The following is an 18,596-nucleotide window of genomic DNA, read 5'->3' on the forward strand; positions in this document are numbered from 1 at the left end:
TTCACAGGGGCAGGCCCGTCGCCTTGTCGAACAGGTGGATGTTGCGCGGATCGACGCTCACCGGCAGCCGGTCGCCCGGCTTCACCTGCAACCGGTCGCGGAACACCGCGCGCACCGGATCGCCGCCGACCGAGCCGTAGACATGGGTTTCCGAGCCGGTCGGCTCGACGACATCGACCTTGATGGCGATGGCATCGTCGCCAGCGCCAACCATGAAATGCTCGGGCCGGATACCGATCTCGACCGTATCGCTGCCGGACGCCGCCTTGCCGGCAAGCGCCAGCCGGCCGCCGCTGCTGGTCTCGAACCAGGACTTGCTGTCGGCGGCCTTCAGCGCGCCCGACACAAAACTCATCGAAGGCGAGCCGATGAAGCCGGCGACGAATTTGTTGGCCGGCCGGTCATAGAGTTCTAGCGGCTGCCCGACCTGCTGGATGCGGCCGCGATCCATCACTACGATGCGGTCGGCCATGGTCATCGCCTCGATCTGGTCGTGGGTGACGTAGACGATGGTCGATTTCAGCCGCTGATGCAACGCCTTGATTTCGGTGCGCATCTGCACGCGCAGCTGCGCGTCGAGGTTGGAGAGCGGCTCGTCGAAGAGGAAGACCGACGGCTCGCGCACGATAGCACGGCCCATGGCGACGCGCTGGCGCTGGCCGCCGGACAGTTGCCTCGGGTAGCGGTCGAGATAGGAGAAGAGGTTCAGCACCCCGGAGGCCTTCTTCACCTTGTCGTCGATCGCGGCGCGGTTCTCGCCGCGGATTTTCGGGCCGAAGCCGATATTTTCGGAAGCTTTCAGATGCGGGAACAGCGCGTAGGACTGGAACACCATGGCGATGTTGCGCTTCTGCGGCGGCAGCTCGTTGGCCCTTAAGCCGCCGATGACGAGATCGCCGGAGGTGATCGTCTCCAGCCCGGCCAGCATACGCAACAGGGTGGACTTGCCGCAGCCGGACGGCCCGACCAGCACGACGAACTCGCCGGTCTTGATGTCGAGGTTGATGTCCTCGAGGATTTTGTGCTGGCCGAAGGATTTCGACAGGTTGCGAAACTGGACGTCGGTCATGGTCACGCTCCCAATATGTCGTCGATGAAAGGCAGGTAGCCGGCTGTCAGTCCGGCGTCCACCGGCACCACAGCACCTGTTATGCCGGAAGCGCGCTCGGAGGCAAGGAAAGCCACGGCTTCCGCCACTTCCAATGCATTGACGATGCGGCCGAGCGGATAGAGCCGCTGCAGCCGGCCGAGGATCTCGGGATCCTTGGCCAGGCGATGGTCCCACGCGGCGGTGCGGATCGACCCCGGGCAGACGACATTGGCGCGCAACCCGCTGCGGCCAAGCTCGACGGCGATCGATTTGGCGTAGGCGTTGATGCCGGCCTTGGCCGCGGCATAGGCCGGATTGCCGAAATGCGCCATGGCATTGACCGAGGAGATGAAGACGACGCTGCCCGAACCGCGCCCGGCCATCGCCTTGATCAGCGGATCGGCGAAGGTCATCACGCCGGTCAGGTTGAGGTCGAGCTCCTGCTCGATCCTGTCCGCCGTCAGCGCCTTCAACGTCTCGGCGCGTGTCCAGCCGGCATTGTTGATCAGGATGTCGGGAACACCGTCTTTGTCGAGCAGCGCGGGGATCGCCGCTTCGATCGAGGCCCGGTCGAGCAGGTTGAAGACATGGCGCGAGGCGATGTGCGGGCTGGCCAGCGCCTCCGTCGACTGGTCGCAGCCGACGATGCGCGCGCCGCCCTCGGCCATGAGCTGCACGATCGCCGAGCCGAGGCCGCCGCCGGCGCCGGTGACGACAATTGTCTTGCCCTCGAACTCGGCTTTCGAACCCACGCCGCGCGCTCCTCCACCGCTCATTTTGAACCAATAGGCTAGCCAAGCAAATGTAATTAAACAACATGATAATCCACTTGCATAGCGGGAAATGATGGATAATGTAGGAAAGTCACATAAATCCTGCACTCATAAGAGTCAGGGCGCCAACGTGCATCAACGGGAGAAATCGGATGAGCCTTGCGAAATGGACTGTCGGCCTGTTGGCCGGAATGAGCATGCTGACTTTTGCCGCATCCGCCGATGCGGGCGAGGTGCGCGTCACCGTCGCCGAATACAGCGCCAAGACCGGTCCCTATTTCGAAGCGGTGAAGAAGGAGTTCGAGGCGGCCAATCCCGGCATCACCATCAAGTATGAAGTGGTTCCGTGGGATGTGCTGCTGCAAAAACTCACCACCGACATCACCGCCGGCACCAATGCGGATCTCTCGATCATCGGCACGCGCTGGCTGATCGACTTCGTCCAGCAGGATGTCGCCGAGCCGCTCGACAGCTACATCAAGCCCGAATTCAAGGACCGCTTCATCGACACCTTCCTGCAGCCCTCGATCATGGACGGTCACACCTACGGCCTGCCGATCGCGGCTTCCGCGCGCGCCATGTATTACAACAAGGAATTGTTCGAGAAAGCAGGCATCGCCAAGCCGCCGGCAACCTGGACCGAACTGCAGGAAGACGCCCGCAAGATCAAGGCTCAAGGCGCCTTCGGCTTCGGCCTGCAGGGCAAGGAGATCGAGACCGACGTCTATTACTACTATGCGATGTGGTCGCAGGGCACCGAGATCCTCAACAAGGACGGCACGTCCGGTTTGAGCATGCCCGGCGCACTCGAAGCCGCCAAGCTCTACAAGTCGATGATCGACGAGGGCCTGACGCAACCGGGCGTCACCTCCAACAACCGCGAGGACGTGCAGAACCTGTTCAAGCAGGGCAAGGTCGGCATGATGATCACCGCGCCCTTCCTGTCCAACCAGATCAAGGACGAAGCGCCGAGCCTGAAATATGGCGTCGCCGCCATCCCTGCCGGTCCGACCGGCGCGCGCGGCACCTATGGTGTCACCGACTCCATTATCATGTTCAAGAACTCCAAGAACAAGGACGAGGCCTGGAAGCTGCTGGACTTCCTGTTCACCAAGGAGCAGCGCGCCAAGTTCACGCAGGGCGAAGGCTTCCTGCCGGTGAACAAGGAAGAGGCGAAAATGGATTACTACGTCAACAACGCCGATCTCGCCGCCTTCACCGCACTTCTGCCCGACGCCCGCTTTGCGCCGGTCATTCCGGGTTGGGAAGAAATCGCCCAGATCACCTCGGACGCCATGCAGAAGATCTATCTCGGCAGCGCCGAGCCGGGAGCAGCGCTGAAAGACGCGGCGGCCAAGGCCGACGCTGTGCTGAAGAAGAAATAAGGGCGTATCTCCCTGCGCCCGTGGCGCGCTCCACCCCGTCGGAGCGCGCCACACTTCTAGAAGAAATAGTCGGCCCTTCTCCGCGGAATGGCGAAGACGGCCAAGCAATCACTCCCAACAAAAGGACAACTCGTCGACGTCAGCGCTGCCCCTCATTGCCCTGCCGGGCATTTCTCCCCGTATAGTGACGGGGAGAAAGGGCTGGCCGCGATCTTGGCGCCCTTTTTGGGACGCTGGCGAAAGCTGCGATGAAAGCGCCCCTCTCCCCGTCACTATACGGGGAGAGGATGCCGGCAGGCAGGTGAGGGGCGGCGCAAACGCCCGGAAGGGTTCGAAACTGAGTGCCTAGAGCAATTCCAGGAAAAGTGCGCAGCGGTTTTCCGTCTGGAATGGCGTAAAAACAAAGAGTTAGAACAGGTCAGGATTAGCCTAGCTGGCAAGCCAGCGCTGCTGATGCCTCGCAACACGGTACAAACCAGCCCGATGCAAAGCCGGATCCTGCCCTATCTGCTGACGCTGCCCAGCCTGCTGCTCGCGGCGGTGGTCATCTTCTGGCCGGTATGGGATCTCATCCAGATCTCGACGCATGACGTCAATCGCTTTGGCCAGCTGCGCGAGTTCAGCGGTCTCGCCAATTTCGCCGAGTTGTTCGCCGACCCCGATTTTGTCGCGGCACTTTGGCGCACCGGGCTGTGGACCGTGCTGGTGGTCGGCGGCGCGCTGCTTCTGTCGATCCCGGTGGCGATGATCCTCAACATGGATTTCTACGGCCGCGGCTTGGCGCGTGTCATCATCATGCTGCCCTGGGCGGTATCGCTGACCATGACCGCGGTGGTCTGGCGCTGGGCGCTCAACGGCGAAAGCGGCATGCTGAACTCGGCACTGATGAAGCTCGGCATCATCAGCCAGAACATTCAGTGGCTGGCCAGCGCCGAGACGGCCTTTCCGATGCAGGTGCTGATCGGCATATTGGTGACGGTGCCGTTCACCACCACGATCTTCCTCGGCGGCCTGTCCTCGATCCCCGACGATCTCTACGAGGCGGCCGCACTTGAAGGCGCAACGCCGTTGCAGCAGTTCCGCGAGATCACCTTTCCACTCTTAAAACCCTTCATCAACATCGCGATCGTGCTCAACACCATCTACGTCTTCAACTCCTTCCCGATCATCTGGGTGATGACGCAGGGCGGGCCGGCGAACTCGACCGATATCCTTGTCACGCATCTTTACAAGCTCGCCTTCCGCATCGGCAAACTGGGCGAGGCCTCGGCGGTGTCTTTGGTGATGTTCGCGATCCTGCTCGTCTTCACCATGATCTATGTGCGCCTCGCCATGCGGGAGCAGCGGGCATGAAACCCAAACTGAAGCGCACCATCATGGCCTGGCTGCTGCTGGCCCCATTGATCGTAGTGACGATCTTTCCCTTCGCGGTGATGTTCCTCACCGCCGTCAAGCCGCGCACGGAGGTGCTGACCCCAAGCTGGTGGCCGAGCGAATTCCGTTGGTCGAATTTTGCCGACATGTGGGTGGCGACCGGCTTCGGCCAGGCGCTGCTCAATTCGCTCTATGTCTCGGCGCTGGCGACAATCGGCGCTATCCTGATCTCGGTGCCGGCCGCCTACGCGATGTCGCGGTTTCGTTTTGCAGGCTATGGCGCCTTCCGCCAGTTCCTGCTGATCTCGCAGATGATCTCGCCGATCGTGCTGGTGCTCGGCCTGTTCCGCCTGATGGCCGCCTGGGGGCTGGTCGAGAGCACCACGGCGCTCGGCTTCATATACATGGCCTTCAACGTCGCCTTCACGGTCTGGATGCTGCAGAGCTATTTCGACACCATCCCGCGCGATCTCGAGGAGGCCGCCTGGATGGAAGGCGCAGGCCGTTGGCTGACCTTGCGAAAAGTATTCCTGCCGCTCTGTCTGCCGGCGATCGCGGTGACGGCGATCTTCACCTTCATCAACGCCTGGAACGAATTCGTCGTCGCGCTCACCATGCTGCGCAGCCAGGAGAGCTACACACTGCCGATCCAGGTTTTCTCGCTGGTCGCCGGCCGCTATACGATAGAATGGCACCATGTCATGGCGGCCACGCTGCTGGCGACCCTGCCGGTGGCGATCCTTTTCATCTGGCTGCAGCGCTATCTGGTCCGGGGCCTTGCGCTCGGGGCCGTTAAATAGCAATCCCGGCAATTCCAGGAAAAGTGTGCAGCGGTTTTCCGTCGGGAATTGCGAAAAACAAGAAGTACACCACGGAGTTTTGATGCGCATCTTCACCGCCTCGCTGGCGACGGAAACCAACACCTTCTCGCCGGTGCCGACTGACCGCGCCTCGTTCGAGATGGCCTTCTATGCCGGTCCAGGCAAGCATCCCGAGACGCCGACGCTCTGCTCCTCGCCCATCGTCGCGCTGCGCAAGCGCGCGGCCAAGGATGGCCTGACCGTCATCGAAGGCACCGCCACCTGGGCCGAGCCCGGCGGCCTCGTGCAGCGCCAGACCTACGAAGCACTGCGTGACGAGATCCTTGGCCAGCTAAGGGAAGCGCTGCCTGTCGACGCCGTCATCCTTGGCCTGCATGGTGCAATGGTGGCACAAGGCTATGACGATTGCGAAGGCGATCTGCTGGAGCGCGTGCGCGCCATCGTCGGGCCGAAAGTCGTGATCGCCTCGGAGTTCGATCCGCACAGCCACCTGACACCTAAGCGCGTCGCGGCTTGCGATGTCATGGCCTATTTTCTGGAATTCCCGCACACCGATTTCTACGAACGTGGCGAGCATGTCGTCGAGCTTGGCCTTGCCGCGGCGCGCGGCGAGATCAAGCCGGTGATCTCGACCTTCGACTGCCGCATGATCCAGGTGCTGCCGACCAGCCGCGAGCCGATGCGCTCCTTCGTCGACAAGATCAAGGCGCTGCATGGCAAGGACGGCGTGCTGTCGGTCTCGGTCATCCACGGCTTCATGGCCGCCGACGTGCCGGAGATGGGCACGCGCATCCTGGTCATCACCGACAACGACAAGGCGAGAGGCGACAAGCTCGCCGAGGCGCTGGGGCGTGAGCTCTATGGGCTGCGCGAGAAGACCGCCATGACGATGCTGTCCGCCTCGGCGGGCATCGAGCAGGCACTAGCCGTGCGGGCAGAGCGCAAGGACAAGCCCGCGGTGATCGCCGACATCTGGGACAATCCAGGCGGCGGCGTGCCGGGCGATGGCACCATCGTGCTGCGCGAGCTGCTTTCGCGTGGCGTGCACAATGTCGGCGTGGCGTCGATCTGGGATCCGATCGCCGTGACCTTCTGCCATGCCGCCGGCGAAGGCGCTGTCATCGACCTGCGCTTCGGCGGCAAGGCCGGGCCGCAGGCCGGCGAGCCGATCGACGCGCGTGTCACGGTGCTGAAGGCGGTCAGCGAGGGCTGGCAGAGTTTCGGGCCGAGCCGGGTGACGCTCGGGCCATCAGCGGTGGTGCGCGTCGAAGGCACCGAGGTCGAAATCATCCTGAACACCAACCGCACCCAGACCTTCGAGCCGGATATCTTTTCCAATATAGGCATCGATCCGCTGTCGAAGGACATCCTGCTGATCAAGTCGACCAACCATTTTTATGCCGGCTTCGAACCGATCGCCGCCGAGATCATCTACGTCGCCGCGCCGAGCTCCTATCCGAGCAACCCGGCGGTGACGGATTACAGGAAGTTGACGAGGCCGATCTGGCCAAGGGTGGCTGATCCGTGGAGCGCTTCCCCTTCTCCCCTTGTGGGAGAAGGTGGATCGGCGCGCCAGCGCCGAGACGGATGAGGGGTGTTCCAGCGGAGTGACACGTTGGCGTTCCCTGGAGCACCCCTCATCCGGCCGCTTCGCGGCCACCTTCTCCCACAAGGGGAGAAGGAAAAGGCGCACTACACCAGCCCCCGCTTCACCATCATCGCCTCGGGCGATGGCATCTTGCCGCGAAACGCCGTGTAGAGCTCTTCGGGGTCTTTCGAGCCGCCGGCGGCGTAGATGTTCTTCCTCAGCCGCTCGGCGAGCGCCGGATTGAAGGGGTCGCCCGTCTCCTCGAAAGCCGAGAAGGCGTCGGCGTCGAGCACTTCCGACCACATGTAGGAATAATAGCCGGCTGAGTATCCGTCGCCGGCAAAGACATGGCCGAAATGCGGGGTGCGGTGGCGCATCGCTATCGTGTCCGGCATATGCAGCTTTTCGAGCGTTTCAGCCTCGTATCGAAGCGGCTCTGCGGGTGCGTCCGGCCTGGCATGATAGGCCATGTCGATCAGCGCCGAGGCGGTGAACTCGACCGTGGCGAAGCCGGCGCCGAAGGTACGGGCGGCGAGCATCTTGTCGAGCAGCGCCTTCGGCATCGGCTTGCCGGTCTTGACGTGCAGCGCGTGCTTTTCCAGCACCGCCGGCACCGTCAGCCAATGCTCGTAGAGCTGTGAGGGCAATTCGACGAAATCTCGGCTGACAGACGTGCCCGAAACCGATGGCCAGGTCACGTCGGTCAGCATGCCGTGCAGCGCGTGGCCGAACTCGTGGAACAGGGTCTTCGCTTCATCGACGGAGAGAAGCGCAGCCTCGCCGGCCGGCGGCTTGGCGAAATTCATGATGTTGTAGATGACCGGCTTGGCGCCATTGCCCAGCTTGTAGCCGGATTGCAGCGCGCTCATCCACGCGCCGGAGCGTTTTGAGGGCCGCGCGAAATAGTCGGCCAGGAACAGGCCGCGCTCGCTGCTGTCGGCATTTTTCACCACGAAGGCACGCGCATCGGGATGCCAGGCGACAATGCCCTTCTTCTCCTCGAAAGTGATGCCGAAGAGTTTTGTGGCGACGTCGAAGCAGGCCTCGATGACACGCTCGAGCTGCAGGTATGGCTTCAGCTCCGCTTCGTCGAAGGCGAATTTCTCGGCGCGCAGCTTCTCCTGGTAGAAGCGCCAGTCCCAGGCCGCGAATTTCTCGTTGCTGCCGGCTTGCGTGGCAAGTCGCTCCAGGTCCTTCTGGTCGGTCGCGGCCTTTTCCAGCGCCTTTTCCCAGACAGGATCGAGCAGGTCGTGCACGGCCTTCGGCGTCTTCGCCATCGTGTCGTCGAGCTTCAGCGCCGCGAAGGAGCCGTAGCCGAGCAGCTTCGCCTTTTCGGCGCGCAACCTCAGCATGTCGCGCACAACGTCGGTATTGTCGGTGGCGCCGCCATTTTGGCCGCGCATGGTGAAAGCGCGGAAGGCGGTCTCGCGCAGGTCGCGGCGCTCCGAAAAGGTCGAGAACGGCTCGTAGATCGAGCGCGACAGCGTCACCGCATAGTGGCCCTTCCGGCCGCGCATCCCGGCCGCTTCAGCCATCGCGCTTTTCAGAAAGTCCGGCAGGCCGGCAAGGTCGGCCTCGTCGAGGAACAGCGCCCAGTCGCGCTCGTCGGCAAGCACATTCTGGCCGAAATTGGTGCCAAGCGAGGAGAGCTCCTCATTGATTGCCGCGAGCCGCTTCTTGCCTTCGGCGTCCAGTTTCGCGCCCGACCGGACAAAGCCTTTCCAGGTCTTTTCCAGCACGCGCAGCGTTTCCGGATCGAGGTCCAGGCTTTCGCGGCGCTGGTAGAGGTCGTCGATGCGGGCAAACAGCTTCTCGTTCATCGAGATCGCCGAGAAATGCCGCGACATTTTCGGCGAAATGTCGCGCTCCAGCGCCTGGATCGTGTCGTTGGTGTGGGCGCCGGCGCGGCACCAGAAGATCGACGAGACATGGTCCAGCGGCTCGCCGGCAAGCTCCAGCGCTGCCAGCGTATTGTCGACGGTCGGCGCCTCGCTGTTGCCCGCGATCGCGTCGACCTCGGCCTGGTGCGCCAAGAGCGCGGCGTCGAAGACCGGTCCGAAATCATTGTCGCCGATGCGCGAGAAATCCGGCAGGCCGAGCGGCCCTTGCCAGACGGTCAGCGGATGAGCGGCGAGGTCGACGGATTTTGAAGATGACATGGGCACTTCCGGTGGGCTGATTTGGAGGCGGGCTGCCTCGGATGTAGGGCGATGCCGCGCGCCGCGCAACTCGGGTCGCCCCGGGATCGCAAACGCTGGAGATTGGCTGAAGCCCTCCGAACCTTGTCATCCCAGGGCGGAGCAGGAGCGTCACCTCCGTCGCGTAGACCCGAGGATCCATGCCGTTACCTTGATCGAAGGGTGCAGCGGAGTAGAATTCTGCACCGTTGCAACGCTCGAATGTAACGGCATGGATCCTCGGGTCTGCGCCGCGTCGCTTCGCTCCTTGCTTCGCCCGTGGATGACGATCGCGATGGGCGTTTCGGCCAATCGCCAAGGCATGCGACCTGCCCTGCCACGCAAACCCTAATAACCGCTGCAGTCCTGCGCCACCGCCCTCTGGGTGCTGGCGGTGATACGGCCACCGGCGACGGAGAAGGTCTCGCGCATCAGCGTGTCGTTTTTGGGGAAGTCGTAGCAGGCGAGCACCGTGGTCTGGCCGTTCTCGCTCTTTTCGATGCGATGGCGGATCGCGGCCCCAGCGACCGCGCCCTGCCACTCATCGATCGAGGCGATGAAGTCCTGCTTGGTCTGGACGACGCCGATGTCGTCGAGCGTCATGCGCACGTCGTCGGCGAGCAGCTCCGCCAATTCGCCGCGGTCGGCGACCAGCAGCGCCGAATACCAGCGGTCGATGATGGCGCCGTCATCGGCGCTGGCGTGGACGACCGAGGCCAGCAGCAGCGTCGCCGCGACAAGGAACCTCCACCAGGTCCGGTGCATCACCCCTCCGTTAAAGCTCAGGCCGCTCGAAATCGCCGGTTTCCTTGTTCATCACCCAAAGCTCCCCGGTCGAGATGTCGAACCAGGCGCCGTGCAGCGACAGCCGCCCCTTGCCTTCGAGGATCGAAACGCAGGGAAAGGTCCGGAGATTGGCGATCGAATAGCGGATCGAGATGCGCTCCAGAGCTGTCTGGCGCTCCGTTACCGTCATCATCGTGCTGGCGGCCACCGTCTCGGCGGCCGGCGCGATCAGGCTCATCCATTTGCCTATGAAGTCGCCGGGCGACAGCGGCGCCGAATTGGTATCGAGCGCGGCGCGGATGCCGCCGCAGCGGCCGTGGCCCATCACCACGATGTTCTTCACCTTGAGGCTCTGCACGGCGAATTCCAGCGCCGCCGAGGTCGAATGAAACTCGCCGTCGGGCTCGTAGGGCGGCACCAGATTGCCGACATTGCGCAGCACGAAGAGTTCGCCCGGTCCGGCATCGAAGATCGCTTCGGGCGCCGAGCGGGAATCGCAGCAGGCGACGATCATCGTCTCGGGTGATTGGCCCTCGCGTGCCAGGGAGCGATAGCGTCCGCTTTCGGCGGGATAGCGGCCGCTCATGAAGTTGCGGTAGCCGGCAAGAAGGTGCTCGGGGAGGTGAGGCATGGGCGGCTGGAGCCTTTCCGGGGTTGGAGACGGCAGCTCGTTGCGATCGAAAAAGGCTCTAACGGCAAAAGCCGGTCGCGGGCAATGCCGAATTGCGGATCGTCCGGTCGCAATCGCGATGCGGCTAATGCATGTCGCCCAGAAGTGTGCAGCGGTTCTGGAACAACGACATGCATCAAAACAAAGACTTAAAGAGCATGATGCCGAAAAGTGTGAAGCGGTTTTCGTAGCGACGGATTCAGATTTCAGGTCGATTCGACCTGAAATCATCCGGCCCGAGCGTGGCTTGACTATGCCCAGATAGCGATTGGAATACCGAAGCGGTCGGCCAACGGCGGATCGGGCGAAGGCCGCGCCTCGCCGCTGGCGATACGTCCGGCAATCAGCATCATTGCCGCCGCGTCGAGGAGGTCGTCGCTCGCCGCGCCTCGTGGCGGTGCCTGATCGAGAAAGCGCTTGTCGTAGCCATGCCGGCAAAGCAGCGCCTTGCGCTCCTCCATGCCGGCCGGATTGACCGAACCCCTGATCTTCTTCGGCAGGGCCATCACCGTGCCGCCATTCAGCCGGCAGAACGCCACTTCCGGATGCGATTCGAAGATGCGGCGACGCAACTCCGGCCGCGCGGTCAGCAAGGAATCGATCTCGCGTATCTTCGAGAAAATGCCGAAAGCCTGGATGGAAACGCCGCGCGGCGGGTCGGAGGTCGCCATCGCCACCGCGCTTGCCAGCCGATGCGCCGCATACCAGGCCTCGATCGTGGTGAAGTCGCTGGTGTCGGCGTAGAGCGCCGCCCGCGAGGGAATGGCGAAAACGCTCGATTGTCGCGCCCCGAGCAGCGGCCGCACCAGCGCTTCCGGTCCGCGGCCGCCCTTGCTCGAAGAATCCGGCAGGCCGATAGGCATATCGACGGCGATCGTGGCGTCCGGCAACGCGTCGAGCAGCAGCTGGAAACTCGGAAAGACCGAGACCGATGGCGGCGTATCCAACTCGCGATGGACGGCGATCCAGCCGGCCTTGCAGCCGTCGACGCCTGCCAGCCTGCCGTCTGGCTTCACGCCCGCTTGTCCCGCCCGGGATGCAGCAGATGGCGCAGTTGCACCATGGCCATGGGGTGCGACAAGCTCTGCGCGTCGGTCTCGAGTTGCAGCTCGTCGCCGCCGCGCTTCGCGGTGCGGGCGAGGATCTCGTAGACGGCGGCGGTGGTCGATTGCAGTGCCTTGACCGCCGGCTGGCCGGAGAGGACGCGCGCCAGATAGACGGCGGCAGTCAGGTCGCCAAGCCCGTTCGGCGGCTTCTCGATGAGACGATGCTCGGCGAGCAGCGCATGGCTGCCGTCGAGCAGGAAATTGCCGGTGCCGCCCGTCATCATCGCGGGCGCCGACGTCACCAGCATGGTGGAGGGGCCGGCATGAAGTGCCGCCGCCGTCACCGCCTTGATGTCGGGCAATGGCGCGCCGACCATCCATTCCAGCTCATAGCGGTTGGGTGTGGCGATATCCGCGATCGGCATCAATTTGTCGCGCATGGCGACGGCCGTCGGTTCCGGCACGTAGAGCCCGCCGGAATCGCCCATCACCGGGTCGCAGATGTAAAGTGCATTCGGCGTCTTTTCCTTGACGGCAGCAACCAGCGAGGCGACCGCCTCAGCCTGCCCTGCCTCGCCGAGATAACCCGAAAGCACGGCCCGCACCTCGCCCAGCCAGGGCGCGCGCTCGAGATCGGCCATCAGCGCCTTGAACTGATCGAGCGGCGGCACGATGCGGGTCGCCCGGCTGTGGCCGGGGTGCCACGGCAGGATGACGGTCGGCACCGCCCAGACCGGGAAGCCCAGCGTCTCCAGCGCAAACACCGCGGCGCGGTTGCCGACCGAGCCGCGGGCGACATGGCTGGAGATGACGATGACCGCGCCCGGCGCGTCGGTTTTTTCTGCACTCATGAAATTCGATCCTGGAGCGTTTCACCGTTTCACGGACACGGCGAACCTCTCTATCTCCTTGTTTGACGCAATTCCGGACGGAAGGCTACGGCGAAGCCGCCGAGCCCAACCGTTTCGCACTTTTCCTGGAATTGCTCTAGCCGCCACGCGTGGCGGCATACACCAGCCAGACCAATAGCCCAATGGCGATGAAGAAGCCGAGCGTTCGGCCAATGCGGGTTCCCCAGTATTCGATAGGATCGGCGCGATCGGCGTCGGCAGCGGTTACGCGGTCGCGTGCGTCCTTCGCCGCGCGGGCGATGAACGATGCGCCGCCTGGCTCCGTCTCTTGCGCCACACGTTCGAGGATGCGGCGCGATTCGGTCTCGTCGTCCCGGCGCTCGGCCATGGCAATTGCCCTTTCCTGCCCGCAGCTTAGCCTGTTCGCGCGGCCATTCACAGTGGGGCACGCGTGAGCCGGAGCCGGTGTCATGAGCCAGACATTTTCTTGCGCGTGGATTGTGGTAATGCTTCGCCTGCAACTTCTGTCGAGGGACCAATCATGATTGCCGAGCGCCTCTCACTACCCTCCTCCTTCCGCACCCTGCCCGCTTTCCTGATGATGGCTTTCGTGCTGCCGCTGCTTGCCGGCTGCGGCTACAACACCATTCCGACGGCGGAAGAGAACGCAAAAGCGGCCTGGAGTGAGGTGCTCAACCAATATCAGCGCCGTTCCGATCTGATCCCTAACCTGGTCGAGACGGTGAAAGGCTATGCCTCGCATGAAAAGGACACGCTCGAGGCGGTCGTCGAGGCGCGCGCCAAGGCAACGCAGATCACTGTGACGCCCGAGACGCTGAAGGATCCCGACGCGCTGAAGAAGTTCCAGGATGCCCAGGCCGGGCTGACAAGCGCGCTGTCGCGGCTGATCGCGGTGTCGGAGGCCTATCCCGACCTCAAGGCCAACCAGAACTTCCTGGCGCTGCAGGCGCAGCTGGAAGGCACCGAGAACCGCATCGCGGTGGCGCGGCGCGACTACATCCAGGCGGTCAGGGACTACAATCTGACCCTGAAGACCTTCCCCTCCGTGCTGTGGGCGACCTTCTGGTTCCGCGGCAACGAGCCGTTCGCGAACTTCACCGTCGACGAAGACAAGATGCAGGTGCCGAAGGTCGATTTCGGCACGAGCACGAAGCAGGGCGGCTGAGCGGCGACTGAATTCGATCGAGCTTACCAACCTTGAGTTCCTTCACACCCCCCTCTGTCCGGAGCGCCTTCGTCGGCGTTTTGCTCGCCCTTATTCTCCTCCCCCTCGCCGCCCTCGCCGCCGACCTTCCCGCCCTCACCGGCCGCGTCGTCGACAATGCCGGCATCATCGACGCCGGCACCCGCGCGGCACTGACGCAAAAACTCGCGGACTTCGAGACCAAGGGCTCCGACCAGATCGTCGTCGCCACGATTCCCAGCCTCGGCGGCGAGGAGATCGAGCCTTACGCCAATCGGCTGTTCCGCTTCTGGAAGCTCGGCCAGGCCAAGGAGAACAACGGCGTGCTGCTCTTGGTCGCGCCCAACGACCGCAAGATGCGCATCGAGGTCGGCTACGGGCTGGAAGGCACGCTGACCGACCTGCACACCAAGCTGATCATCGAGAACGACATGGTGCCGGCCTTCCGCGCCGGCGACTTCTCCGGCGGCATCACCAAGGCCGTCGACGACATGATCATGGTGCTGGAGGGCAATCCGGAGGAACTGGAAGCGCGCGGCAAGCGCAACGAGCAGGCGCCGTTCAACTCCGACGACCTTTTCTTCGCCATCTTCATCTCCATCTGGGCGCTGATCTTCTTCGGCGGCATCGCAATGACGGTGCTGCCGCCGATCTTCGGCCAGAAGATCGGACCCGGCCGCTATCGCTGGCTCGGCATGACCTTCGAACCCGGCCGGCGATCCTCCTCGTCGGGCGGTGGCGGCTGGTCGTCAGGCGGCGGTGGCTGGTCCTCGGGAGGCGGCGGTGGCGGATTTTCCGGCGGCGGCGGTTCGTCCGGCGGCGGCGGCTCTTCGGGAAGCTGGTGAGATAATGGCAACGCGATCGATCAGCGCCAAGGACCATGACCGCATCGCCGAGGCGATCCGTGCGGCCGAATTGAAGACCGACGGCGAAATCTACTGCGTCGTCGCCCATTCGAGCGACGGCTACTTCTTTCCGGCCGCGTTCACGGCGACGATCGGCCTGTTCATCGCCAGCCTGGCCGTCGCCTATGGGCTGGAGGCTTGGTGGCTGAGCATCCGGCTGCCGCATTTCGTGCTGGCGCAACTGCTGGCGCTGGCCTCGGCGTTCGTCCTGCTGTGGCTGCTGCCGGGCCTGCGCATTCATTTCGTGCCGCGAAGGCTGCGCTATCAGGCGGCGCACGCCAATGCGATGAAGCAGTTCCTGGCGCGCAATGTCCATCGCACCCAGGCGCGCACCGGCGTGCTGATCTTCGTCTCCATTGCCGAGCGTTATGCCGAGATCGTCGCCGACGCAGGGATCAATGCCAAGGTCGACCAGCATGTCTGGGACGGCGTGGTCCGCGACCTCACCAAACATGCCGGCGACGACCGGCTGGCGGACGGCTTCGTCAAGGCGATCGTTACGGTCGGCGCGGTGCTCGCCGAGCATTTCCCGGTCACCGCCGGCGACACCAACGAGCTGGACGATCACCTCGTCGAAATCTGACAAGAGCATGACGCCGAAAAGTGTGAAGCGGTTTTCGGGCGACATCATGCTCTATCTCTTGGATTTAGAGACGGATTCAGATTTCAGGTCGATTCGACCTGAAATCATCCGGCTCCAGGCGCCTTGTCCGCCAATGCGCCTTTCGCCTGTGCGAAAGCACCAAAGGGGTCTGGCGGACTCTTTGCAATCAGGCGACGCGGGTTTATGGTTAACCAATCATGAACACGCTGACGATCGACATCCGGAAGGCAGAGCCGCGCGACGCGAGCGCCATCGCCGAGGTGCACCAGCAGGCCTGGCGCGGCGCTTATTCGGGCATCATCCCGCACCGCACGCTGACCTCGATGATCAATCGCCGCGGCGTCGACTGGTGGGCCAACGCGATTCGCCGCGCAGCCACCGTGCTGGTGGTCGAGATCGGCGGAACGATCGCCGGCTACGCCACGATCGGCAAGAACCGCGCCCGCGAGCTCAGGCAGCAGGGCGAGATTTACGAACTCTACCTGCGTCCTGAATACCAGGGCATCGGGCTCGGCAGCCGCCTGTTCAAGGCAGCGAAGGCCCGCCTCGCCGACCACGGCCTGCGCGGCCTGGTGGTATGGGCGCTGGAAGACAACCACAACGCTTTGGCCTTCTATGCCGGCAATGGCGGCCGCGATATCGCCGAAGGCGTCGAGGTCTTCGAGCAGAGGGCGCTGAAGAAGGTTGCCTTCGTCTGGGAATGACCGCGCCTGCTTCGTCAGTTATGGGCGCCCCCCGGGTCAATTCAGCCCATTCGCCGCATTGCACCATGACGCGTCCCCGGCTATCGGTCTTGGAATCGAGAGAGGGATAGACCATGCGTATCGAAGCGATAGCCACCGGAAAGAATCCGCCTGACGACGTCAACGTCATCATCGAGGTGCCGATCGGCGGCGAGCCGATCAAGTACGAGATGGACAAGGAGGCCGGCACTTTGTTCGTCGACCGCTTCCTGCACACCTCCATGCGCTATCCCGGCAATTACGGCTTCGTGCCGCACACGCTGTCCGGCGACGGCGATCCGATCGACGTTCTGGTCTGCAACACCCGCGCCCTGGTGCCGGGCTGCGTCATCAATGTGCGGCCGATCGGCGTGCTGATCATGGAAGACAATGCCGGCCAGGACGAGAAGGTGATCGCCGTTCCCTCGCCCAAGCTGACGCTGCGCTACGAAAACGTCACCGAATTCACGCAGCTGCCCGACATCACCCGCCAGCAGGTGCAGCACTTCTTCGAGCACTACAAGGATCTCGAGCCCGGCAAATGGGTCAAGATCGAGGGCTGGCACGATTCCAAATATGCCAAGAAGATGATCGTCGACGCGATTGCGCGTGCCAAGGCCGCCAAATAGCGCAGAGTTCTCTGCTCTAGCGGAAATGGTGAGCGGAAACCCTCACCGCACCGCCTTCTCGCCGCCGGCCGCCGTGATCACCCCGACGATGATCAATCCCGTCAGCACCAGCCGCACGCCGGCGCTGACGCCGAAGGTGTTGAGCATGGTGAGCAGGAGCACCAGGAACAGGCCGGCGCCCCAGACGCCGGGCACGTTTGCCTTGCCGCCGGCAACCGACGTGCCGCCGATGACCACGACCGCGATCGAGGCGAGCAGGTATTCGTTGCCGATGTCGACATTGGCGCCGCGGAAATAGCCGGCAAGCAGCGCGCCGTCGATGCCGCCCAGCGCGCCGCACAGCGTGTAGGTGAGGAAGCGGATGCGGCCGACATTGACGCCGGCCAGCCAGGCGGCGCGGATGTTCTGGCCGATCGCCATCACCGAGCGGCCGTAGATCATGCGCTGCAGCGCAAGTGCGGCGCCGATGGTGAAGACCACCGTCAGCAGCGCCAGCACCGGAATGCCCAGCACCTGCCAGTTGGTGAAGTCGGCGAAGCCCGGCGGCGGCTTGATCTGCAGGCCGCGCCCGTAGCTGATGTCGACCGACTGGATGATGAAGCTTGCCGACAGCGTCGCGATGATCGGAGGGATGCGCAGCGCCCAGATCAGCAGGTAGTTGATGGCGCCGATCGCGGCGCCGCAGGCGAATGCGGCAAGCAGCCCGACCACGATCATGGCATCGCTGCCGCCCATCACCTTCATGGCAACGGCGCTTGCCAGCCCGATATTGGCCGGCAGCGACAAATCGACATTGCCGGGTCCGAGCGTGATGACGAACATCTGGCCGACGCCGACGATGACGGTGAAGACGGCAAGCGAAAGCGCCGCCGTGACCATGCCGCCGGCGCCATAGCCGCCGGTGAAGGCGACCGTCGCCAGCCAGACGACCAGCGCGCCGGCGAAGGACCAGAGCCAGGGTTTTTCCAGCAGCAACCGCACCGAGGTCATCACTCACCTCTCTCTGCGGCTGATCAGCACGCGCGCCGCCAGCACGATGATCAGGATCGCGCCGTTGGCGGCTACCTGCCAGTCGGGCGGGATGTGCATGAAAGTGAGCAGCGGCGAAGCGGCCAGCGCCAGCGTCAATGCGCCGAGCACCGCGCCGATCGGCGACACACGCCCGCCGACGAACTCGCCGCCACCGAGAATGACGCCGGCTATGGAAAGCAGTGTGTAGCCGTTACCGATATTGGCATCGGCCGAGGTGGTGATGCCGATCAGCGCCATGCCGGAGAGCACGCCGAACAGCCCGGTCAACGCGAAGAGCGCCACCTTGGTGCGGAGCAGCGACCAGCCGGCGCGCCTGAGCGCCGCGGCGTTCCCGCCGGAACCGCGCAGGATCACGCCGTAGGAAGTGCGCATCAGGCCGAAATGCACGACCGCGGCGATGAGCAGCGCGGCCAGGATCGGGAACGGAATGTAGGGCGGCTTGAAGGACATGATCGCCAGCAGCCAGTCCGGCGCCTTGCCGCCAGGCTTGGGCAGGACCAAGATGGCAAGTCCCTGCCAGACGAAGCTCATGCCGAGCGTCACGACGATCGACGGCAGATTGCGCAGATGGATCAGCGCGCCGAGCAGCGCATAGACGCCGATCGAACCCAGCAGCACCAGAATACCGATGAGCGGCGCGTCCCTCAGCCATGTGGCGGTGACGCAGCCGACGAAGCCGACGAAAGTGCCGATCGAAAGATCGAGCTCGTTGCCGGCGATGACGAACATCTGCGCAATCGTCGCCAGCGCGATCGGGATCGCCAGGTTCAGCATCAGGTTGAAGCCGAAATAGCTGATGGCGCGCGGGTTGAGCCAGGCGATGGCGATCAGCACCAGCGCCAGCGACAAAGCCGGCAAAAGGCCGCGCAGCAAGCGCGCCCTGGCCGCGCTGCCGCGCGGTGAGGCTTTCGGGACCGTACCGGGAGCGATCGCCGTCAT

Annotated in this window: 19 protein-coding genes; 9 read left to right on the forward strand and 10 right to left on the reverse strand. The window is 63.9% G+C overall.

The features are described from left to right. Position 1: 1 nt before the first annotated feature. Together ACWGS9_RS09675 and ACWGS9_RS09680 are read right to left on the reverse strand one after the other, a co-directional pair. Positions 2-1,069 carry an ABC transporter ATP-binding protein gene (locus ACWGS9_RS09675; RefSeq protein ID WP_454505032.1) on the reverse strand — a complete coding sequence of 356 codons (1,068 nt, stop codon included), beginning with the start codon at positions 1,067-1,069 and terminating at the stop codon, positions 2-4. Positions 1,070-1,071: 2 nt separating this feature from the next. Continuing rightward, positions 1,072-1,842, reverse strand: coding sequence for an SDR family NAD(P)-dependent oxidoreductase (locus ACWGS9_RS09680; protein WP_454505033.1), 771 nt, complete (start codon positions 1,840-1,842; stop codon positions 1,072-1,074). Between the two features lie 173 nt (positions 1,843-2,015). Here ACWGS9_RS09680 and ACWGS9_RS09685 point away from each other — a divergent pair, with 173 nt between their 5' ends. The 4 genes from ACWGS9_RS09685 to ACWGS9_RS09700 all read left to right on the forward strand — a co-directional run bounded on the left by ACWGS9_RS09685 (position 2,016) and on the right by ACWGS9_RS09700 (position 7,034). Next, a complete protein-coding gene (locus ACWGS9_RS09685) occupies positions 2,016-3,248 on the forward strand; it encodes an ABC transporter substrate-binding protein (RefSeq protein WP_454505034.1) in 1,233 nt (410 codons plus the stop codon). Positions 3,249-3,731: 483 nt separating this feature from the next. Then, entirely contained in the window at positions 3,732-4,601 is an 870-nt protein-coding gene (locus ACWGS9_RS09690) for a carbohydrate ABC transporter permease (protein WP_454505035.1), read from the forward strand. Further along, on the forward strand, positions 4,598-5,422 hold the full coding sequence (locus ACWGS9_RS09695; protein ID WP_454505036.1) for a carbohydrate ABC transporter permease: 825 nt from the start codon (positions 4,598-4,600) through the stop codon (positions 5,420-5,422). Before ACWGS9_RS09690 ends, ACWGS9_RS09695 begins: the two co-directional genes overlap by 4 nt. An 82-nt stretch (positions 5,423-5,504) precedes the next feature. Then, positions 5,505-7,034 carry a M81 family metallopeptidase gene (locus ACWGS9_RS09700; protein WP_454505037.1) on the forward strand — a complete coding sequence of 510 codons (1,530 nt, stop codon included), beginning with the start codon at positions 5,505-5,507 and terminating at the stop codon, positions 7,032-7,034. Between the two features lie 101 nt (positions 7,035-7,135). Here ACWGS9_RS09700 and ACWGS9_RS09705 read toward each other — a convergent pair whose 3' ends face one another. From ACWGS9_RS09705 to ACWGS9_RS09730, 6 genes are all read right to left on the reverse strand, one after another. Then, a complete protein-coding gene (locus ACWGS9_RS09705; protein ID WP_454505038.1) occupies positions 7,136-9,190 on the reverse strand; it encodes a M3 family metallopeptidase in 2,055 nt (684 codons plus the stop codon). Positions 9,191-9,556: 366 nt separating this feature from the next. After that, positions 9,557-9,973, reverse strand: a complete 417-nt coding sequence (locus ACWGS9_RS09710) for a nuclear transport factor 2 family protein (protein ID WP_454505039.1) — start codon at positions 9,971-9,973, stop codon at positions 9,557-9,559. 10 nt (positions 9,974-9,983) lie between these two features. Next, positions 9,984-10,625 carry a carbonic anhydrase gene (locus ACWGS9_RS09715; protein WP_454505040.1) on the reverse strand — a complete coding sequence of 214 codons (642 nt, stop codon included), beginning with the start codon at positions 10,623-10,625 and terminating at the stop codon, positions 9,984-9,986. Between the two features lie 290 nt (positions 10,626-10,915). Next, the gene (locus ACWGS9_RS09720) at positions 10,916-11,680 is read right to left on the reverse strand and encodes a DUF429 domain-containing protein (protein ID WP_454505041.1); all 765 of its coding nucleotides are present in this window, start codon (positions 11,678-11,680) and stop codon (positions 10,916-10,918) included. Beyond that, entirely contained in the window at positions 11,677-12,561 is an 885-nt protein-coding gene (gene pdxY, locus ACWGS9_RS09725) for a pyridoxal kinase PdxY (RefSeq protein WP_454505042.1), read from the reverse strand. The genes ACWGS9_RS09720 and pdxY overlap by 4 nt, the downstream gene beginning before the upstream one ends. 136 nt (positions 12,562-12,697) lie before the next feature. Further along, entirely contained in the window at positions 12,698-12,949 is a 252-nt protein-coding gene (locus tag ACWGS9_RS09730) for a hypothetical protein (RefSeq protein WP_320309123.1), read from the reverse strand. A gap of 153 nt (positions 12,950-13,102) precedes the next feature. Here ACWGS9_RS09730 and ACWGS9_RS09735 point away from each other — a divergent pair, with 153 nt between their 5' ends. The 5 genes from ACWGS9_RS09735 (at position 13,103) to ppa (ending at position 16,625) form a co-directional block, all read left to right on the forward strand. Further along, the gene (locus tag ACWGS9_RS09735; protein ID WP_454505043.1) at positions 13,103-13,747 is read left to right on the forward strand and encodes a LemA family protein; all 645 of its coding nucleotides are present in this window, start codon (positions 13,103-13,105) and stop codon (positions 13,745-13,747) included. A gap of 80 nt (positions 13,748-13,827) precedes the next feature. Beyond that, positions 13,828-14,610 (forward strand): TPM domain-containing protein, encoded by a 783-nt coding sequence (locus ACWGS9_RS09740; RefSeq protein ID WP_454505177.1) that lies wholly within the window; start codon positions 13,828-13,830, stop codon positions 14,608-14,610. Positions 14,611-14,614: 4 nt separating this feature from the next. Beyond that, positions 14,615-15,253: a TPM domain-containing protein gene (locus tag ACWGS9_RS09745; protein ID WP_454505044.1), complete on the forward strand. Its 639-nt coding sequence runs from the start codon at positions 14,615-14,617 to the stop codon at positions 15,251-15,253. A gap of 218 nt (positions 15,254-15,471) precedes the next feature. Next, positions 15,472-15,978 (forward strand): GNAT family N-acetyltransferase, encoded by a 507-nt coding sequence (locus ACWGS9_RS09750; RefSeq protein WP_454505045.1) that lies wholly within the window; start codon positions 15,472-15,474, stop codon positions 15,976-15,978. 113 nt (positions 15,979-16,091) lie between these two features. Continuing rightward, positions 16,092-16,625: an inorganic diphosphatase gene (ppa, locus tag ACWGS9_RS09755; RefSeq protein ID WP_454505046.1), complete on the forward strand. Its 534-nt coding sequence runs from the start codon at positions 16,092-16,094 to the stop codon at positions 16,623-16,625. 42 nt (positions 16,626-16,667) lie between these two features. Here the strand turns inward: ppa and ACWGS9_RS09760 are convergent, their stop codons facing one another. Beyond that, positions 16,668-17,615: an ABC transporter permease gene (locus ACWGS9_RS09760; RefSeq protein WP_454505178.1), complete on the reverse strand. Its 948-nt coding sequence runs from the start codon at positions 17,613-17,615 to the stop codon at positions 16,668-16,670. Between the two features lie 3 nt (positions 17,616-17,618). Continuing rightward, positions 17,619-18,596, reverse strand: coding sequence for an ABC transporter permease (locus tag ACWGS9_RS09765; RefSeq protein WP_454505047.1), 978 nt, complete (start codon positions 18,594-18,596; stop codon positions 17,619-17,621).

It is taken from the genome of Mesorhizobium sp. Arg314, from assembly GCF_053714275.1.